At 39.5% G+C, this 17,800-nt stretch carries 15 protein-coding genes; 6 read left to right on the top strand and 9 right to left on the bottom strand.

Annotated elements, in window-relative coordinates:
• On the top strand, positions 1-1,569 hold the full coding sequence (locus ACXIUD_RS04060; RefSeq protein ID WP_458051340.1) for a WG repeat-containing protein: 1,569 nt from the start codon (positions 1-3) through the stop codon (positions 1,567-1,569).
• Between the two features lie 76 nt (positions 1,570-1,645).
• Here ACXIUD_RS04060 and floA read toward each other — a convergent pair whose 3' ends face one another.
• From floA to proS, 3 genes are all read right to left on the bottom strand, one after another.
• Positions 1,646-2,665: a flotillin-like protein FloA gene (gene floA, locus ACXIUD_RS04055; RefSeq protein ID WP_458051339.1), complete on the bottom strand. Its 1,020-nt coding sequence runs from the start codon at positions 2,663-2,665 to the stop codon at positions 1,646-1,648.
• A gap of 3 nt (positions 2,666-2,668) precedes the next feature.
• A complete protein-coding gene (locus ACXIUD_RS04050; RefSeq protein WP_458051338.1) occupies positions 2,669-3,130 on the bottom strand; it encodes an NfeD family protein in 462 nt (153 codons plus the stop codon).
• A gap of 163 nt (positions 3,131-3,293) precedes the next feature.
• Positions 3,294-4,775, bottom strand: a complete 1,482-nt coding sequence (proS, locus tag ACXIUD_RS04045) for a proline--tRNA ligase (RefSeq protein ID WP_458051337.1) — start codon at positions 4,773-4,775, stop codon at positions 3,294-3,296.
• Between the two features lie 126 nt (positions 4,776-4,901).
• On the opposite strand from proS, the gene ACXIUD_RS04040 reads away from it, so the two are divergent.
• Both ACXIUD_RS04040 and ACXIUD_RS04035 read left to right on the top strand, forming a co-directional pair.
• On the top strand, positions 4,902-6,350 hold the full coding sequence (locus ACXIUD_RS04040; RefSeq protein ID WP_458051336.1) for a hypothetical protein: 1,449 nt from the start codon (positions 4,902-4,904) through the stop codon (positions 6,348-6,350).
• A gap of 71 nt (positions 6,351-6,421) precedes the next feature.
• Positions 6,422-7,939, top strand: a complete 1,518-nt coding sequence (locus ACXIUD_RS04035) for an OmpP1/FadL family transporter (protein WP_458051335.1) — start codon at positions 6,422-6,424, stop codon at positions 7,937-7,939.
• Here the strand turns inward: ACXIUD_RS04035 and ACXIUD_RS04030 are convergent.
• The 3 genes from ACXIUD_RS04030 to ACXIUD_RS04020 are packed head-to-tail and all read right to left on the bottom strand — an operon-like array spanning position 7,929 to position 10,094.
• Positions 7,929-8,459, bottom strand: coding sequence for a shikimate kinase (locus ACXIUD_RS04030; RefSeq protein ID WP_458051334.1), 531 nt, complete (start codon positions 8,457-8,459; stop codon positions 7,929-7,931). The genes ACXIUD_RS04035 and ACXIUD_RS04030 overlap by 11 nt on opposite strands.
• Positions 8,456-9,556 (bottom strand): BT_3928 family protein, encoded by a 1,101-nt coding sequence (locus ACXIUD_RS04025; protein WP_458051333.1) that lies wholly within the window; start codon positions 9,554-9,556, stop codon positions 8,456-8,458. Before ACXIUD_RS04025 ends, ACXIUD_RS04030 begins: the two co-directional genes overlap by 4 nt.
• Positions 9,549-10,094 (bottom strand): DUF1599 domain-containing protein, encoded by a 546-nt coding sequence (locus tag ACXIUD_RS04020; protein WP_458051332.1) that lies wholly within the window; start codon positions 10,092-10,094, stop codon positions 9,549-9,551. Before ACXIUD_RS04020 ends, ACXIUD_RS04025 begins: the two co-directional genes overlap by 8 nt.
• 14 nt (positions 10,095-10,108) lie before the next feature.
• Between ACXIUD_RS04020 and folP the strand changes: the two genes are divergently transcribed.
• On the top strand, positions 10,109-10,993 hold the full coding sequence (folP, locus tag ACXIUD_RS04015) for a dihydropteroate synthase (RefSeq protein ID WP_458051331.1): 885 nt from the start codon (positions 10,109-10,111) through the stop codon (positions 10,991-10,993).
• Positions 10,990-11,862, top strand: a complete 873-nt coding sequence (cdaA, locus tag ACXIUD_RS04010; RefSeq protein WP_458051330.1) for a diadenylate cyclase CdaA — start codon at positions 10,990-10,992, stop codon at positions 11,860-11,862. Before folP ends, cdaA begins: the two co-directional genes overlap by 4 nt.
• A gap of 51 nt (positions 11,863-11,913) precedes the next feature.
• Here the strand turns inward: cdaA and ACXIUD_RS04005 are convergent, their stop codons facing one another.
• Positions 11,914-12,516, bottom strand: coding sequence for a DUF4494 domain-containing protein (locus ACXIUD_RS04005; RefSeq protein ID WP_458051329.1), 603 nt, complete (start codon positions 12,514-12,516; stop codon positions 11,914-11,916).
• Between the two features lie 123 nt (positions 12,517-12,639).
• Here ACXIUD_RS04005 and ACXIUD_RS04000 point away from each other — a divergent pair, with 123 nt between their 5' ends.
• The gene (locus ACXIUD_RS04000) at positions 12,640-14,922 is read left to right on the top strand and encodes a patatin-like phospholipase family protein (protein ID WP_458051328.1); all 2,283 of its coding nucleotides are present in this window, start codon (positions 12,640-12,642) and stop codon (positions 14,920-14,922) included.
• 1 nt (position 14,923) lies between these two features.
• On the opposite strand, the gene ACXIUD_RS03995 is transcribed toward ACXIUD_RS04000, so the two are convergent.
• On the bottom strand, positions 14,924-16,936 hold the full coding sequence (locus ACXIUD_RS03995) for a cation:proton antiporter domain-containing protein (RefSeq protein WP_458051327.1): 2,013 nt from the start codon (positions 16,934-16,936) through the stop codon (positions 14,924-14,926).
• 193 nt (positions 16,937-17,129) lie between these two features.
• Positions 17,130-17,609 carry an Mpo1 family 2-hydroxy fatty acid dioxygenase gene (locus ACXIUD_RS03990; protein WP_458051326.1) on the bottom strand — a complete coding sequence of 160 codons (480 nt, stop codon included), beginning with the start codon at positions 17,607-17,609 and terminating at the stop codon, positions 17,130-17,132.
• Positions 17,610-17,800 lie beyond the last annotated feature (191 nt).

The following is a 17,800-nucleotide window of genomic DNA, read 5'->3' as shown; positions in this document are numbered from 1 at the left end:
ATGGGATTGAAAAAAGCATCGTTGGTGATGTTGACATGTATGTCTTCGCTCGCTTCTTACGCTCAGACATATGAGGTGTTTGATAAAGACCTGAAACTTAAATTCAGGGTGGAATACGATCAAATCAATATTTTGGGAGAAGCAGTACGCATCAGTACCGTCAACAATGAATTGAAATTATTGAGTAGAGAGTATAAGCCTTATTTTGACTTAAAAGCAAACCAGGTGATTGCCTACGATCAGCCTTGGATTGTTGTCAAAGGGAGTGATGGTATGGGGGCATTTCACGAATACGGAATTGAAGTTTTCCCAACTACCTATGATGATATTCAAACGTATTTTACCAGAGTATTAGCCAAAAAAGGTGATCGTTATTTTGTATATGATCATGCAACCAAGCAAGCTAAATCGATCGGGATATTTGATGAAGCTTTTATGGCCTTAAATGGTCAGGTTATTGCCAAAAACTCCCAAGGATATTTCTTGCCATTATCTAGCAATCCGGACAGAATCTTTCAAAATATTACCCAAGTCAATGAGAATTTTTTGTTTGTTCAGCAACCTACGGGATATGGGTTAATCAATAGAGAGGGGGATTATGTATTGGAACCAGTAATTGACCGTTTGGAGCATTTGAATGGAGATTATTTCTTTGGATATGATGGCAATCAATACATGCTGATCCGAGGAAGAGAAGGGAAGGCAGATATCCGTTACACTTCATATCACAAGATTACAGTAGAGAATGATGTGATTTTGGAATACATCCATGGGAAATTGAGAAGGGTCATGAATTATGATGGTATTCTCTTGGATCAAGTGGGTATGGAAGAAGTAAATAGCGTTGGAGAGAAGCATTACAATGTACGCTTAAGAGATGCAAAAATTGGGCTTTTAGGTCCTAAAGGTTGGGAGGTCAGTCCTGTTTCACAAATTGATAAAATACTTCCTGGCTCCGAAGGTCTTTACCCTGCGTATAAAAGTGGGAAAGTTGGCTTCATAGACAAACAAGGAAGATGGATAATTCAGCCATCTTATGATCAGGTGGGCAAGTTTAATCAAGGAAAAGCAGCTGTACGCTCGGGAAATAGATGGGCATTTATTAACACCCAAGGGGCTACGTTAACGGATTTTCGATTTGAACAAGGACAAGGGTTTGTTCAAGGAGTTGCCATTGTGCAGGAACAAGGCCTTTTTAACCTTCTTGATAGCAATGGACAATTATTATTCGAACAAGGGTATGATAGAATTTTTCCAACCGAAGGCAATTATTACCTAACAGAACGAAATGGTTTGCAAGGCTTGTTATCTCCAGCAGGGAAAATTATCGCCGAGACAGCCTTTCAGGAAGTTAGAAGAGAGGAGTTTGATAGAATCATCGCCAGACAAGGAGATAAGTTTGGAATTCTCAATGAAGATGGGGAGTTTTTGCTTCCACTCTATTATCGAAATATCATTTTTGATCAAGGCTCTCAGCAGATTCTTGCAGAGGATTTTTATCAGTTTCAAATGGAAGATGCAGCAGCTCCCTCTACAGCAACTCAAGGAAGAAAAAGAAAGGGCTCTTAAACCAAATGTAAATTTGTTAAAAATAAGAAAGCCAGTCAATTTGTATTTGACTGGCTTTTTGTTTTCTAGATAAAAACTATTGTTTGTTTGGATCAAGGCTGGAAGTAGAGGAAGAAGATGAACTGCTGCTTCCTGGGTCAGCAATTGACGATCTCATTTCTGTATCAGACTTGATGTTTTCCATCTTATAGTAATCCATTACTCCTAAGTTACCTGATCTGAAGGCTTCCGAGATCGCTTTTGGAACCTCTGCTTCCGCTTCGATAACTTTCGCTCTCATTTCAACTGCTTTCGCTTTCATTTCCTGCTCTAATGCAACAGCCATGGCACGTCTTTCTTCTGCCTTGGCTTCCGCAACTTTTAAGTCAGCAGACGCTTGATCTATCTGTAGTTTTGCACCAATGTTGGTTCCTACATCGATATCGGCAATATCAATAGATAAGATTTCAAATGCGGTACCTGCATCCAAACCTCTTTCCAATACTAGTTTAGAGATTTTATCTGGATTTTCAAGTACCATTTTATGATTTTGAGCAGAACCGATGGAAGTAACGATACCCTCACCAACTCGCGCCAGAATGGTATCTTCGCCTGCACCACCGACCAACTGAGCGATATTGGCACGAACAGTTACACGAGCCTTGGCTATCAATTGAATACCGTCTGCTGCTACAGCTGCTACAGAAGGGGTGTTGATTACTTTTGGATTGACAGATATTTGTACGGCTTCGAATACATCTCTACCGGCAAGGTCGATAGCAGTAGCCTGTTTGAAGCTCAGGTTGATGTTGGCTTTATCGGCAGAAATCAGCGCTCTAATTACATTGGGGACATTCCCTCCCGCTAGGTAGTGTGTTTCTAGATCATTAGTGGTCAAATCAAGACCTGCTTTTGTGGCAGTAATCATAGAGTTAACTATAATGCTTGGGGGTACTTTTCGGATACGCATCCCAATTAATTCACCAATGCCGACTTTTACATTGGCAAATATGGCAGTAATCCATAGATTAACAGGGACAAAGTACAAGAAGATAAAAAGCAGGGTCAAACCTGCGAAGGCAGCAAATAAAATAAATGCTGAATTGGTCATTTCCATAAGTTAAACTTTTACGGTGATTGTATTATTTTCTAATTTACTAATCCAAACTTTGGTTCCGACGCGGATAAATCCTGCATCTGACTTGACTTCATAAATTTTGTCGGCAAACTCTGCTTTACCAATAGGTTTGATGTCGGATGTAGCCACGCCCTCCATTTGGACGTATAAACCATCTAAACGGTTGTCAAAAGCTCTGCTTTGCATGGAATTTTTTAGAGCGAATTTATTCCAAACCCCTGATCGTAAGCCATAAATCAAGGCTGCCAAATTAATCGTCAATGCCCCGGCAGCGACTGTGTAGGCAATATTTTTTTCCAAACTGATAAAGGCATAATAAACCCCTGCGATAGTTACCAGAGCACCCAGGATACCAACAAGGGTGGTTCCAGGCACAAATAAAACTTCTGCTACTACTAAGATTAACCCGATAGATAAAAGGCTAATTAAAATAAACCAAGTCATTTTCAGTCAACTAAAGGTGAAGCGCATCACGTGTTTTGAAAAGCAATCCAATATAGGAATTTTATCTGAAAAAAAACGCCAGACATTTAGGTCCGGCGTTTAATTTGATTAATTACCATTAGCATGAATAGAATTCATAGCTTGAATTAAGTTAGCGTTTCGATTAGTAAGCTCTGGCAAACAAGACCCTTCTATTGGAAGGTTTTCCTGACAATATGCAAGTACCAGTCTCTTCCTTTGCATCAATTGGGATACATCGGATAGTTGCCTTAGTCAATTCTTTGATTTTTTCTTCCGTTTCAGTTGTGCCATCCCAATGGGCAGCAATGAAACCGCCTTTTGACTCTAAAATTTCTTTAAATTCTTCCCATGAATTGGCTTCGCTTGTCATTTCTGTACGGAAGTTTAAAGCCTTGGAGTAAATCGTTGCCTGAATTTCATCCAACAAGTCCAAGATATAATCTGCAATAGAAATACCTTCTAAGGACAGAGTTGATTTGGTCAAAGTATCTCTTCGGGCGAGTTCCACGGTATTGTTTTCCAAATCTCTTGGTCCCATCGCAATTCTCAATGGTACTCCCTTCAACTCATATTCTGCAAATTTCCATCCCGGTTTGTGCGTATCCCGATCATCAAACTTCACGGTAATGCCAACTCTTCTCAACTGCTTAATGATATCTTGGGCTTTCTCAGAGATTTTTTCTAGTTCTTCCTCTCCTTTATAAATTGGAACAATTACTACTTGAATAGGAGCTAACTTTGGTGGTAAAACCAAGCCGTTGTCATCAGAGTGCGCCATAATCAATGCACCCATCAAACGCGTACTTACACCCCAGCTAGTTCCCCACACATATTCCAAACCACCTTCTTTCGTAGCAAATTTGACATCGAATGCTTTCGCAAAGTTTTGTCCCAAGAAATGTGAGGTTCCTGCTTGCAAGGCTTTTCCATCCTGCATCAATGCTTCTATGCAATAGGTGTCTTCAGCTCCGGCAAAGCGCTCATTTTCACTTTTTACACCTTTTACTACAGGAAGAGCCATGAATTCTTCTGCAAAAGTTGCATAGACATTCATCATTTGCACCGTTTCTGCTATAGCCTCTTCCTTGGAGGCATGTGCTGTATGTCCTTCTTGCCAAAGAAATTCAGCAGTACGTAAGAAAAGTCTGGTTCTCATTTCCCATCTCACGACGTTTGCCCATTGATTGACCAATAATGGTAAATCACGATATGACTGAATCCAGTTTTTATACGTACTCCAAATGACCGTTTCTGAGGTTGGTCGTACAATCAGCTCCTCTTCCAGTTTGGCATCAGGGTCTACTACAACTCCTTTGCCATCTTCGGAATTTTTTAGTCTGTAATGGGTAACAACGGCACATTCCTTAGCGAAACCTTCTACATGGCTTGCTTCCTTGGAGAGGTATGATTTGGGGATAAAGAGGGGGAAGTAGGCGTTGGTGTGACCAGTCTCTTTAAACATACGGTCAAGTTCAGCCTGCATCTTTTCCCAAATAGAATAACCATAGGGTTTGATGACCATGCATCCTCTTACAGCAGAGTTCTCTGCCAAATCAGCTCTTTTTACTAATTCATTGTACCACAAAGAGTAGTCTTCACTTCTTTTTGGCAATCCTTTGCTCATAGTATTTTTTTGATTTGAAAAATCTATTTATATTCGCTCAACTATATTTAAGGCAAATATATGGGAAATATTACAACCCTCAGGTATTTGTCTCGTATAAAAAGAGTACAAGTAAAAGCCAAACAAATGAAACGATTAAACAATTTCTTGCCCTTTGGAGTAGCTGCAGCGATAGCATTATCATCCTGTAGTACTTCATTTAATGCCATGAAAGGTGGTGAAACTGACGACCTTTACTTTATGGCTTCAGATGCTCGCGTGGCTACTGAATTCGCTGTACGTAATAACAATCCAGAAAACTTCAGATCTTTCAATTCTCTGACGCAGGAGAGTTTTCAGCAAGAAAATTTTTCGGCAAGAAATGTGAATCCTGAGTATATCGCACGTTATTCAGAACAAACTGTTCAGGATAATGAGACTGTTTATTTCGATGACGCGGAAATGCAGTCCGCTCCTAATGTAAATGTCTACAACAATTTCTATGGTGCCGGTGCCAATGGCATGGGATGGAATCAGCCTAGAATGAACTTCAACCTTGGTCTTGGCTTTGGCTTTGGTGGAGGTATGTGGGGCAACCCATGGATGATGCCAGGCATGGGCTGGGGTGGCATGGGCATGATGGGTATGTGGGATCCTTTCTGGGATCCATTCTGGCCAGGTATGGGCTTTGGCCCTGGCTTTGGTTGGGGTATGAGACCAGGATGGGGACTAGGTTGGAACTCCATGTGGGGCATGAACGCTGGCTTTGGCTGGGGTGGCATGGGCATGTGGGGTAACCCATGGATGAGACCTGGCTTTGGCTGGGGCGGAGGCATGTGGGGTCCAGGTTGGGGCTGGGGCGGTCCAGGTCTAATCATAGTCAATCCGGGATGGGGTGGCGCTGAAGGACAACGAAGAATCGTAAGAGGTGCTCGTCCGGGAACAGGTGCTTCCATGGCCCCTGGGTATAGAGGTGGTGCGACAAATGGTGCGCCAGCTACTGCAAGAGCAGCAAGGAGAGATGCCGCAAGTGGTGCCAATGCTTATGCTCCTAATAATAGAGTAAATTCAAGCAGAGATTTTGCTAGATCGCAAAATGATCTTTACAGCAATAGAAGTAGAGTAGCAAGTTCATCAAGTGCAGGCAATAGAACTACTAGTTCAGCGGCCGCAACTAGACCAAGTAGAAATTCTGCTGTCAACAGTGCTAATCCAGCATATACAAGAGCTGCTGGAAATAGAGGTTCAGCAGTCAACCCATCAGCTGCTAGAGGAAACAATTCAGGTTTCAACAATAGAGGTGCAATGCCAGCAAATCGCTCAGCTAGCCCTTCTTACAATAGATCAAATACTAGAAGTGCAAGTCCTTCGTACAATAGAGGAAACACTAATTCCTTCCAAAGACAGGCAGCACCTTCAAGGTCATCAGGTATGACAGCTCCAACGAATAGAAGCTCATCGTTTGGATCTGCTCCATCTAGAAGTTCTGGCGCAAGTAGCGGAGGATTTAGCTCCGGTGGTGGCGGAATGAGAAGTGGTGGCGGAGGTGTTAGCTCCGGCGGTGGCGGAGGCTCACGAGGAGGAAGGGGGAATTAATTCCCCCTTTTTTTGGCTCGAATTTTGCCCCAACAAGTAAGAAAACTAACCAATACTATTCATTAACCTATATGAGAATCTTAAAAATCTTTTTTTTGATCCTTGTGATGTATGTCTTTGATAGTCAACAGGCATTTGCACAATTTGGATATTTTGAAGATGCTTTACGTTTCAGTCAGTTTCGTTCCTCAGGTTCTGCGCGAATCAATGGATTAGGCGGAGCTCAGATGTCCTTAGGAGGGGACATTTCCAACATTCACATGAATCCTGCAGGTCTTGGATTCTTTAGAAGATCTGAGTTTAGTATGACTCCTACGATTAATAACTGGATTACAGAATCTAATTTTTTGGGTCAAGTACAGGAAAATAGAACAAGCAATTTTGCATTGCCAAATATTGGGGTAGTCATCGCTAATCCTAAAGGCCCATTGCAAAGTGGAGCATTTAGAGGTGGTTCTTTTGGTATCAGTTTTAATAGAAGTAATTATTTTAATACAGACTTCGGGTATTTCTCTGATATAGAGGGAGACATTTCAATCATTGATTTCTTTTTGAGAAGGGCTGATGGAATTCCCGAAAGTCAAATTCAAAATGCGGGATTGACTGGTTTGGCCTATGACACCTTCTTGATCAACCCAATTACAGTAGACGGAAATGGTAATCCAATTACCAATCCAACGCAATATGATTCATTTGTATTAGGCTTCCCATTTCAAGACGAAACTATTATAACTACAGGACGAACTTCCCAAACAACCTTTTCCTATGGGGCGAATTTCTATAACAAGCTATTTGTAGGTGCAGGGGTAATGTTTACAGCAGCTAATTTCCGAAGAGATAGAAGGTATACTGAAGAGTTTTTTAATGAACCCTTAATTACATCTACCATCACCGAGTTTTTAGAAATGACAGGCGGCGGGGTTAGTTTGAACTTTGGTGCAATCTATAAGCCGATAGATCAATTGAATATTGGCTTTAATTTCCAATCACCAACTTGGTATCGTTTTAATGAGCAATATGAAGCCAGCATGGTGAATTTATTTGATAACTTCTTTTTCGAACCAGAAAATATTACACTTGGTAGAGAAGAGGCCCGAACAGACATAGTTTTGGGTACCTTTAATCTCAATACTCCATTAAGGCTTAGTGGTGGTGCAACCTTCTTCGTAGGAAAGCATGGATTTTTAACGGCAGATGTTGATTTTCTTGATTACAGTACTGCCAGAATAAATTCCAGAGATTTCAATCCTTCAGATGATAATTTAGAAATCCGACGCTTATACGGTCAGGCTGTGAATTACCGCTTAGGTGGTGAGTTTAGAAAAGATATTTTCCGCTTGAGAGGTGGTTACGGATTTTACGGAGATCCATTCAGAAACTCAGACTTTGATAGATCCGCACAACAGTTTTCTGGTGGCGCAGGTATACGATTGAATAAGTTCTATATAGACTTTTCTTATTCTGTAATGATGTTTGATCAATTGTACAACTCATTCCCTTTCATTGAGAATGGATTTAATATAGGCCCATTCACAGAGATTAGGAACACCATCAATTCGGGCAGTTTAACTTTTGGAATTAACTTTTAAAGAATTCCAAAAGCTCAGATACTACAAGTTCAGTGGAGATCTCTTCTCCACTGAACTTTATTTTTGATTGATTATAATAAGGTGTGCGAATGTGAGCTAAGTCTTCTAGTTTGGTTTTCAGTTCTGTACTGTCTAAACCATTAAAAAGTGGTCGATTTCCTTCTGAGTGTAATAGTCGCTTATGAATAATGTCAATTGGAATGTCTAAGAAAATTGAAATTGCTTTGGTATTGATAAGTTCCATGTTGTCATTGAAACAGGGGGTGCCTCCGCCCGTGGACAATACAAAGCCTTCTATTTGATCCAAAATCTCATTTAAATACTGGGTTTCTAGCTTTCGAAAAGCACCTTCCCCTTGTTCGTAGAAGATACTTGGGATAGTTTTTCCTTCCTTAGTCTCTAAGTATTCGTCCAAATCAATAAAGGCGAAGTTTAGATCCTTCGCCAATTTTCTTCCAAAGGTTGACTTTCCCGAGCCGGGAAGGCCTACTAAGACAATTTTAAGTATTGGCCTGTTCATTGAACATAGAGACTTTTTACATCAAAGCCAGAAGGAGTGTTTCTATGATGGTATTTTTTCAAAACGGTACCATCTTGCAGCAACATAATTCCTGGATTAGCACGCATTATGGTTTTGATCACTGTAGCGTCCCCTTGGTAGGTAGGGATATCCCATTTCATTTGGCGCATCAGCGCATCAATTTCCTCCTGAGATGATGCTGCAATCAGCGAAACTTGAATAGGGCTGTTGGCTAGTTCTTCCACCAAATCGTTCATTTTTCTCAGATCGGCAACATTTAATTTCCGACTATTGGAGATTAAAATCAATGCTTGATTTCCTTGCAGGATTGCTTCTGTATTGTCTCCCTCACTATTCCAAATAGCAAAATCAGTGATTTTTGGAAGGGCATCTTCATTGACTAAACGCATTTCAACGAACTCGTAATCATCTTCCATTGGGTAAGATTCGAATACGAATTCATCGCCATCCTTGGTCATTACATATTCGTACTGCAATGGGGCAGAAGGCAACATTGCCTCAGGAATATTTACACCTTCTTTGTACGCTCTAAAATCGATGAAAGGAAGGTTACGAATAGCAATGATGGCTAAAACAAGTGAAAGAACCAAGCTTACTCGTGTGGTCCAGGATGCCCAAGCGGGACTATTATTGCCTAAATCTTTTCTGAATATAAATAAAAAGCTCAGCAAGATTAGGAGAATAACGTCTTTGGTAAAGGACTCCCATGGCGTGAGTTTAATAGCATCTCCAAAACAGCCACAGTCTGTTACTTTATTGAAATAGGCAGAGTAAAAGGTCAAAAATGTAAAAAAGACTGTCAGAGCCAGTAATACATAAAGTGTCCATTTCAAACGTGTACCGACTATAAGTGCAACACCCAAAACCACTTCCAGTACTACCAAAAATACTGCTAGCGGCAGTGCAATGTCTTTGAAGATGTAGAAAAATGAGGCAATATCATTGGAAAACACATCAAAATACTCTTCCAATTTGATAGCTGTACCCACAGGATCGTTTACCTTGATGAGTCCAGAGAAAATAAATACGCCACCTACCAATAGGCGTACCAATAGAATAGAAATATTTTTAAACATGGTCTTTCAATTTGATTAAACAGAAAACTGAATAATTGATCATATCCTGATAGTTGGCTTCAATGCCCTCCGATACCAAGGTTTTACCTGAATTATCTTCAATTTGTTTGACCCGGTAGAGTTTCATTAATATAATATCTGTAATAGAAGAAACCCGCATATCTCTCCAAGCTTCTCCATAATCGTGATTTTTATTTTCTAACAAACCTCGGGTTGCATTTGCCCAATGATCGTAAAGAGGTTCTAGTTCTTCAAAAGGAATCTCCAAGCGCTCATCTTTTTGTAATTGTAACTGAATCAGAGCGATGATACAATAATTGATGATACCTATAAATTCATCTGCAATAGGGTCATTTACTTTTTGGTTTCCTTTTTCTTGGATAGACCGAATACGTTGTGCCTTGATAAAAATTTGATCTGTGATAGATGGAAGTCTTAGGATTCTCCAAGCTGTTCCATAATCGAGGGTTTTCTTCTTGAAAAGTTCTTTACAATGGGTGATAACTTCATTATATTCGCTCACAGTTTGCGTTTTCAAAGGTTTTCAGTTTAATGGGTTCAAATTCTCTTCTTTCTTCGAAAATCGAAGATAAATCTTTTACATCAAAAATAACACTTCAATCCAAAGGAAAGCTTTTTTTGTTGGATGAACCCAAGGTAATGGGGATTTTGAATTTGACTCCGGATTCTTTTTTTGAAGGAAGTCGGGTAAAATTTGAGGAGGAAGCTTTGCTTGAAAAAGCTGCACAAATGGTGCAAGACGGGGTGGATGTTTTCGATATTGGTGGATATAGTACCCGGCCTGGAGCTTCCGATGTCTCTGAAAACGAGGAGTGCGAACGGACCGTATGGGCTGTATCCTTGATTAAGAAAGAGTTTCCTGAGAAATGGATCTCCATAGATACTTTTCGTGCAAAAGTTGCCCAAGAAGCCGTCCATGCAGGTGCAGATATCGTAAATGATATAGCTGCCGGGGAATTGGACTCTAAAATGATTCCAACAGTTGGGCAGCTGAAGGTGCCTTACATTGCCATGCACATGCGGGGGAATCCTCAGATTATGCAAAATCTTACGGACTATGAGGATATACTCAGAGAGATGTTGTTGTTTTTTCATAAGAAAAATCAGGAATGTGTAGCAGCAGGAATTAGGGATGTGATTTTGGATCCAGGATTTGGTTTTGCAAAAACTTTGGAGCAAAACTATTGGATTCTGAAAAATTTATCTTATTTTAAGAATATTTCACGGCCGATTTTAGTAGGACTTTCAAGGAAGTCTATGATATACAAAAAATTGGGTGTGAATGCCGAAAATTCGTTAAATGGAACTACTGCACTTCATATGGTGTCTTTGATAAATGGGGCACAAGTTTTGCGAGTGCATGATGTATTAGAAGCAAAGCAAACAATTGAATTATATAAACAAGTATACCGTTGATCTTTTTATTTAAAATAGGTTTTTTAGAAATCTCCGTCGTGAATCTGATCGATATCTCGCTGGTGAGTATCCTGATTTATCAGGTATACAAATTGCTTCGCGGTAGTGTGGCCATCAAGATATTCTTGGGTTTCTTATCAATTTACTTGGTTTATTTATTGGTCAATGCCCTTCGAATGGAGCTGCTCACCATCATTTTGGGGCAGTTTATGGGTGTGGGGGTGATTGCTGCCATCATCATTTTTGCACCGGAAATCCGTAAATTCTTATTGATCATAGGACGTTCTTCATTTCTGTCAAATGAAAGTATTTGGCAGGAGCTCTTGTTTTGGAGAAAAAGGGAATCCAATGCATTCAATATCAGTCCAATTATAGAAGCAACCAAATCTTTGGCAGGTACCAATACGGGTGCTTTGATGGTTTTATCCAGAAATTCTGAACTTAAGTTTTATTCTGAAAGTGGAGATTTGATGGACGCTATTCTTTCCAAGCGTTTATTGATATCTATTTTCAATAAATATAGCCCCTTGCATGATGGAGCAGTTATTATTTACAGTGGAAAAGTAAAAGCTGCCCGCTGTATTCTTCCGGTAACTGAGCGGGATGTGCCTGCACAATTCGGGTTGAGGCATAGGGCCGCTATCGGGATGTCAGAAGCGACTGATACCCTAGTACTGATTGTTTCTGAAGAAACTGGGCAAGTATCACTTGCAAAAAATGGTAAGATTCTTCATAATCTATCTTTCCAGGAAGTACGAGAGTTTTTGAATGATTACCTTTCCGGAGTAGACATTGATGATAAGTTTGATCCAATTTCTGTGTACGAGCGCCCGCAATTTAAAAAATCGGCTGTCAAAACTAGTAGCTAATAAAAAGGGAGTTGATGTCGATCAGCTCCCTTTTTTCAATTGGATAGAAAATTAATTCTCTAGACTTTCCGCATCATCTTCCTCATATTCTACTAGTTTGGGCTCTTCTACAGGCTCCAAACGCTCTTTTGTCTCTTGACGTGCAGCCTCTCTTCGCTCTTGTTCTGCTTTCACTTCACTCAAAGGCTTCAAATTAGATGGGGGAGGAGGTAGCAACTCTTCATCCTCGTGTTCATATGGGAAGACTTCCACAATTGGACTTTCCGTAATATCAGGTACACGGAACGTGACCAACATATTGCTTAGACTTTCATGGATACGCTCATACGCTTCTTTCACATCATGAGCGGTAACCAACATGTATTGGGTAACTTTTTTTTCCTTTCCACTATCACCATCTGCTACGGTATAGGTAATTTTACACTTATGCCAAATATCGATGTCCTCATAGGGGAACACATCTACAAAATTACTTTTACTGATATTGGTTACTTGAAAATCCCCACGGATAGTGGAACCCAACATATCATAAATACGTGCCTCTGCCTCTGTAAATGACACCGCATCTACCAGATATTGCTCAGAGACATTTTTAAGCAATCCTTGCTCATTTTCTTTGGCGTACTTTACCTTACACAAAAACCAGACTCTCATGTTTATTTATTTTAAGGAAGCGAAGGTAAGGCATTATGTGAAAAGCCACAATGAAAAACAAAAGGAATCCAATAGATTTATTTTAAACTTTTCTCGTATATTCCCATATGAACAAAAGTCTTCATGTGGGATAAGTTTTTATACAGTTTTCCTGTTCAGTTATTCTTTTTACACCTGAAAAAGAACCTGCTATTGCTGTCTTTTTGGTTTGTACTGTTTCTTATTGTGGTACAAAGCTTTGGGACTGTACTCGGTATTCCTTTTCTGTTTCTAGATCCAGAATACCTCAATGAGGTTTCATGGAGAAGCTTTTTTATGGTAGGTGTTACCCTTGCCATTTTTACTATGGCTTTTCAGATGACAACCTATATTTTGGATGGGGCAAGATTTAAGTTTCTGGCTGTTTCCAATCGACCATTTTTACAATTTTGCCTGAACAACTCTATTATTCCTGTAATCTTTCATGTCATCTATTTGATTGCGATTTTTCAATTTCAGCAAAACAATGAAATAGATAGCCAACAGTCAGTTTGGAAATTAATCTTAGGATTCTTAATTGGGAATTTATTCACCTACATCATCTTACTCGTCTATTTTGGAGCTACCAACAAAGATTTTTTTATCCTCTTTGCGGATTCGGTCGAAAAAAGACTCCGTAAAACTAAAATACCTCGAGCGAATATGCTCCGTAGAATCAAAGAAACACAACAGACCAAAGATAAAGTACTCTATTATTTCGATATCAGTTTCAACTTTATTCCCGTACGTCAAGATTTATCCAAGTTTGAAGCTCAAAAATTATTGAAAGTTTTTGATCAAAATCACCTGAACTTGGTCATTATTCAGACTGTTCTGATAAGCTCAATATTTTTGCTTAGTATTTTTCGAGAAAATCCATACGTACAGATCCCTGCCGCAGCGAGTGCTATTTTGTTGATGGCTATTTTGACCATGATGATAGGTGCTATTACATTTTGGTTGAGAAGTTGGGCGATTCCTGCTGTATTGGGAGCATTGATTTTATTCAATTATTTTTCTGATATTCCACTATTCAATCGTCCGCATGCTGCTTTTGGTATGGATTATAGTGGTGAGCCACTAGCATACAACATGGATCAAATCCGTGCACATTTACATGAGGATTCCGTCAAAGTAGATAAGGAGTACATGTTGAATGTATTGAATAACTGGAGAGCGAAGTTTCCGGCTGATAAAAAACCCAAAATGGTTTTTATTGCTAGCAGTGGGGGAGGACAGCGTTCAGCTTTGTGGACATTGCACGTATTGCAACAGATGCAGCTAGCTTCTGACGAAAATCTTTTTAAGCATACGCAAATGGTCACTGGGGCATCAGGAGGCATGATCGGAGCGGCATTTTTTAGAGAACTGTACTTGAGGAATCAATTAAATCCTACTAATCCCTATCTCTCATCGGAGTTTTTGGACCAAATTGCAGCAGATAATCTCAACCCAATCATTTTCTCTCTATTGGTCAATGATTTGATCTTCAGAACTCAGTATGCAGAGTTTGATGGCAAGCGGTATTTAAAAGATCGTGGTTTTGCTTTTGAAAATCAATTGAGTATTAATACAAAGGGTGTGTTGGATAAACCGATTTCTGATTATCAAGGTCCAGAAAGACAAGCGATTATCCCTTTATTGCCGATCACTCCTTTGATTACCAATGATGGAAGAAAACTTATTATATCACCAACGCCTATGTCTTTTTTGGCGATTTCGGATGAACGCTTGGAAGGGTGGAATGAAAAAAATCAGGGAATAGATTTTCAGCGATTTTTCACAGAAAAGGATGCGATGCAGTTACGTTTTATTTCTGCTCTGCGGATGGGAGCTTCTTTTCCATTTATAACACCTAATGTGCAATTACCAACTAATCCTCGTATGGAGACGATGGATGCAGGTTTGTCAGATAATTTTGGGGTTCAGGATGCCTTGAAGTTTATGCATATCTTTCGAGATTGGATTTCAAAAAATACCTCGGGAGTAGTCTTGGTGACTATCAGAGATTCTGAGAAATTTACAGAAATCAAGGAGAAGCCCAATCCACGGTTTCTTCAAAAGTTATTCACTCCTCTTCAAAATATCTATGTGAATTGGGATAATGTGCAGACCCTCCATAATGAAGCCTTATTTACTCGTTTTAAAGAAAAAGCACCATTTCCCATGCAGAGAATTGAGTTTGAATATTCCACAGAGGAGTTCTTAAGAGAAAGGGGAATTGTAGATGCTGAGGGGGAGGTTCCTACTAATCTGCGGGACATCCAACGGGCATCTTTAAATTGGCGTTTGACGGCACAGGAAAAGAAATCAATCTTAGAAACGATCCATTATCCATTCAATCAAGCATCTCTCAGAAGGGTGTCAGAAGTGAGATGGATGGAATGAATCAATCAACTTCAAGTTCATTTTCTAATTCCTTAATAGCATCTGGTTTCCCCACTACATAGACGGCATCCCCATAGCGGAGTTCCTGATTAGCTTGGATATCCGTGATGGTCTTTCCATCTCGCTTGATAGCTACGATATTGATGCCGAGTTTGTCCCTTAGCCGGGCATCTTTTAAGGGGACATTGATATATTGACCGCTATCTTTTTCAACCTTTAGACACACAAAATTAATGTCGGGGAGGTCAATTTTCAAATTAGGCTTTGGACTGAGAGGAGTCCGGAACAGCTCATAATTATGGGAGCGGATTTCTTCAGTAAAGTTTTCAATGTCATGCCTTGCTACTAAGTACTTATCCAATACACGGTAAAAAATTTCAATTGATGTTTCAAATTCCTCTGGTATTACTTCATCCGCACCGAGGTTAATATTTTCTTCGATTTCATTGACATATCGTGTCCTTACAATGATATAAGGATTGGAAGTGATATGCCTTATGGTGGCTACGATCCGTTTGGTGGCATCAGCGTTAGAAATGGCAATAACTGCTACCCTGGCCTTATTGATATTCACATGCTCCAATACAGCTTCATTGCCTGCATCACCATAGATGATTGGCTCACCTTTGGAGGACTCGACTTTGACTGTCTCCGGGTTCATTTCAATAATAGCGTAGGGGATTTTGGCTGATTTTGCTGCCAAAGATAGGTTTCTTCCATTTAGCCCAAAGCCAATAATGACCAAGTGATCCTTCAATTCTTCCTCTTCAATGGCAATCTTTGTCGCTGAGTTGATATTGAAACGCTTGTTTAGTCTGTTTGAAACAGGCAGATTGATAATTTTAAAAGCTAACTTCTCCCGGTTATTCAGGAGAAAAGGTGTTAGTGTCATCGTGAGAATAGAGATAGCCAAAAAGTACTGGTAGGTTACTGGGTCTAATAGGTTGAACTTCATTCCTTCCTTTGCTAACAAGAGGGAAAATTCCCCAATTTGGAAAACAGAAAATCCAACAATTAAAGAGTCTTTCAAATTTTGGCCGATAGCTTTTACTGAAAGTGTAGCAATGATAAACTTAACAAAAAAGGTTAATAAAGTTAGTTCCAAAATCACCAAAATATTGGAATACAGAAAGGTGATATCAAATAGCATCCCTACTGACACAAAGAAAAAACTGAGGAAAACCTCTCTAAATGGTAAGATTTTTCCGGTGGCGTGATGGGAGTAGTCCGATTCAGAAATAATCAACCCTGCTAGAAATGCTCCTAAACCCAAGGATAGTCCCAACAAAGAAGTCAGGTAAGCAATGGCAAAACAAATGACTATGATGCTCAGCAGAAATAATTCCTCATTTCTTGTTTTTGCAATTCTATATAGCAACTGAGGCATCAGATATTTTGCACTTAATATCGTAATTACTATCACGGCAACCCCTTTTACCAACATCAATACCAATGATAAAACCACATTATCGGATTCCCCTGCAAGCATAGGGGTCAATAACATTAAGGGTACGATGACGATATCTTGGAAAATGAGAACGGCGAGTGTGGTCCTTCCCGATATTGTATTGACTTGCCCTGCTTCTTGTAAGAGTTTTAAGACGATAGCTGTACTACTCAGGGATATCAAAAAACCAATGAAAACAGCTACATTCCAGTCAAAGCCTAAAAAATAGGATACAAAAGTAGTAACAGCAATCGTGATAAATACCTGTAAGGATCCTCCAATAAAAACCGCTTTCTTGATGGCCATCAAGCTTTTGAGGGAAAATTCCATCCCAATCACAAAAAGCAATAAGATGACACCAATTTCTGAAAGTACCTCAACAGTCGTTGATGCCTGTACAAGTGATAGTCCATAAGGTCCAGCAAGTGCCCCTGTAAATAAGAAACCAATAATGGTAGGTACTTTGAAGCGCATAAAAACCAAGATTACCAACGTGGCTAATCCAAAGATCCATACGAGATCAGAAAGCATGGGTAATTCTGCGGCAGCGAGTATAAATTGTAGCATTCAATAAAAATTAATGGTTACTAATGTTAAAAATACAAGCTTTCTTGGGGAATAGGTGAATCTGTGCACGATAAATCTCCTATTTTTATAAATTAGTTAAAAACCCCAGTAGTTTTTCCTTATAAGGTAGACTGTGTAGCTCCCTAGGAGGTGAACTACCGGGCTTGCTGCGTATTAGGGTTATATTTAGGACTTAATAAGCCAAGCCTAATTTTTTATAAATAAAATGCATCAACCAAGCAGGGCCAATTAATAGAAATTGCACGTCCTTTAGGAATGACGGTTTTTTGCCTTCAATTTTATGTCCATAAAACTGGAAAATCCAAGCCAAAACAAAAATAATAACACTTACTAGCCATAGTGGTACGCCAAGAGATAGCTGGATAAAGTTTGCAAGTGCTAAGCAAATAGCAGAAAAGAATAACATTCCTAAAGCCAAGGGAGGAGAAATGGATACATAATAAAATAGTACCACAATTAAGGTAATCGTGGCCCAATTAGCAAAACCGTGCAGAAAGGGAAGTAAGTTTGGAAGAGGCCCTGCTGGAATAGAAAAGATCAAACCGACGATACTAAAGAAAATAGCTGGTACGCATATCCAATGAATTAATTTATTGGTTTCGTTTTGGTGGCTTAAACCATATTCATGCAGTAATTCATCAATTTTTCTCATGGGTTATCAGGTGATTTTGAGTTTATTTGTAGAATAGCTTACAAGTTAAACAATTACTGTCATCCGACAAAAACACTGCGTGTTTTTGGATATCTTAGAAAAATACAATAGCGAGGCTATGATGCCTCGCTAAAATTTATGATGTTTATAGTCACTACACCAAAACATCATGTACAAAAATACAAAACTTG

The sequence above is a fragment of the Mongoliitalea sp. genome, from assembly GCF_054166905.1.
This window is presented reverse-complemented; position numbering and strand designations above follow the sequence as displayed.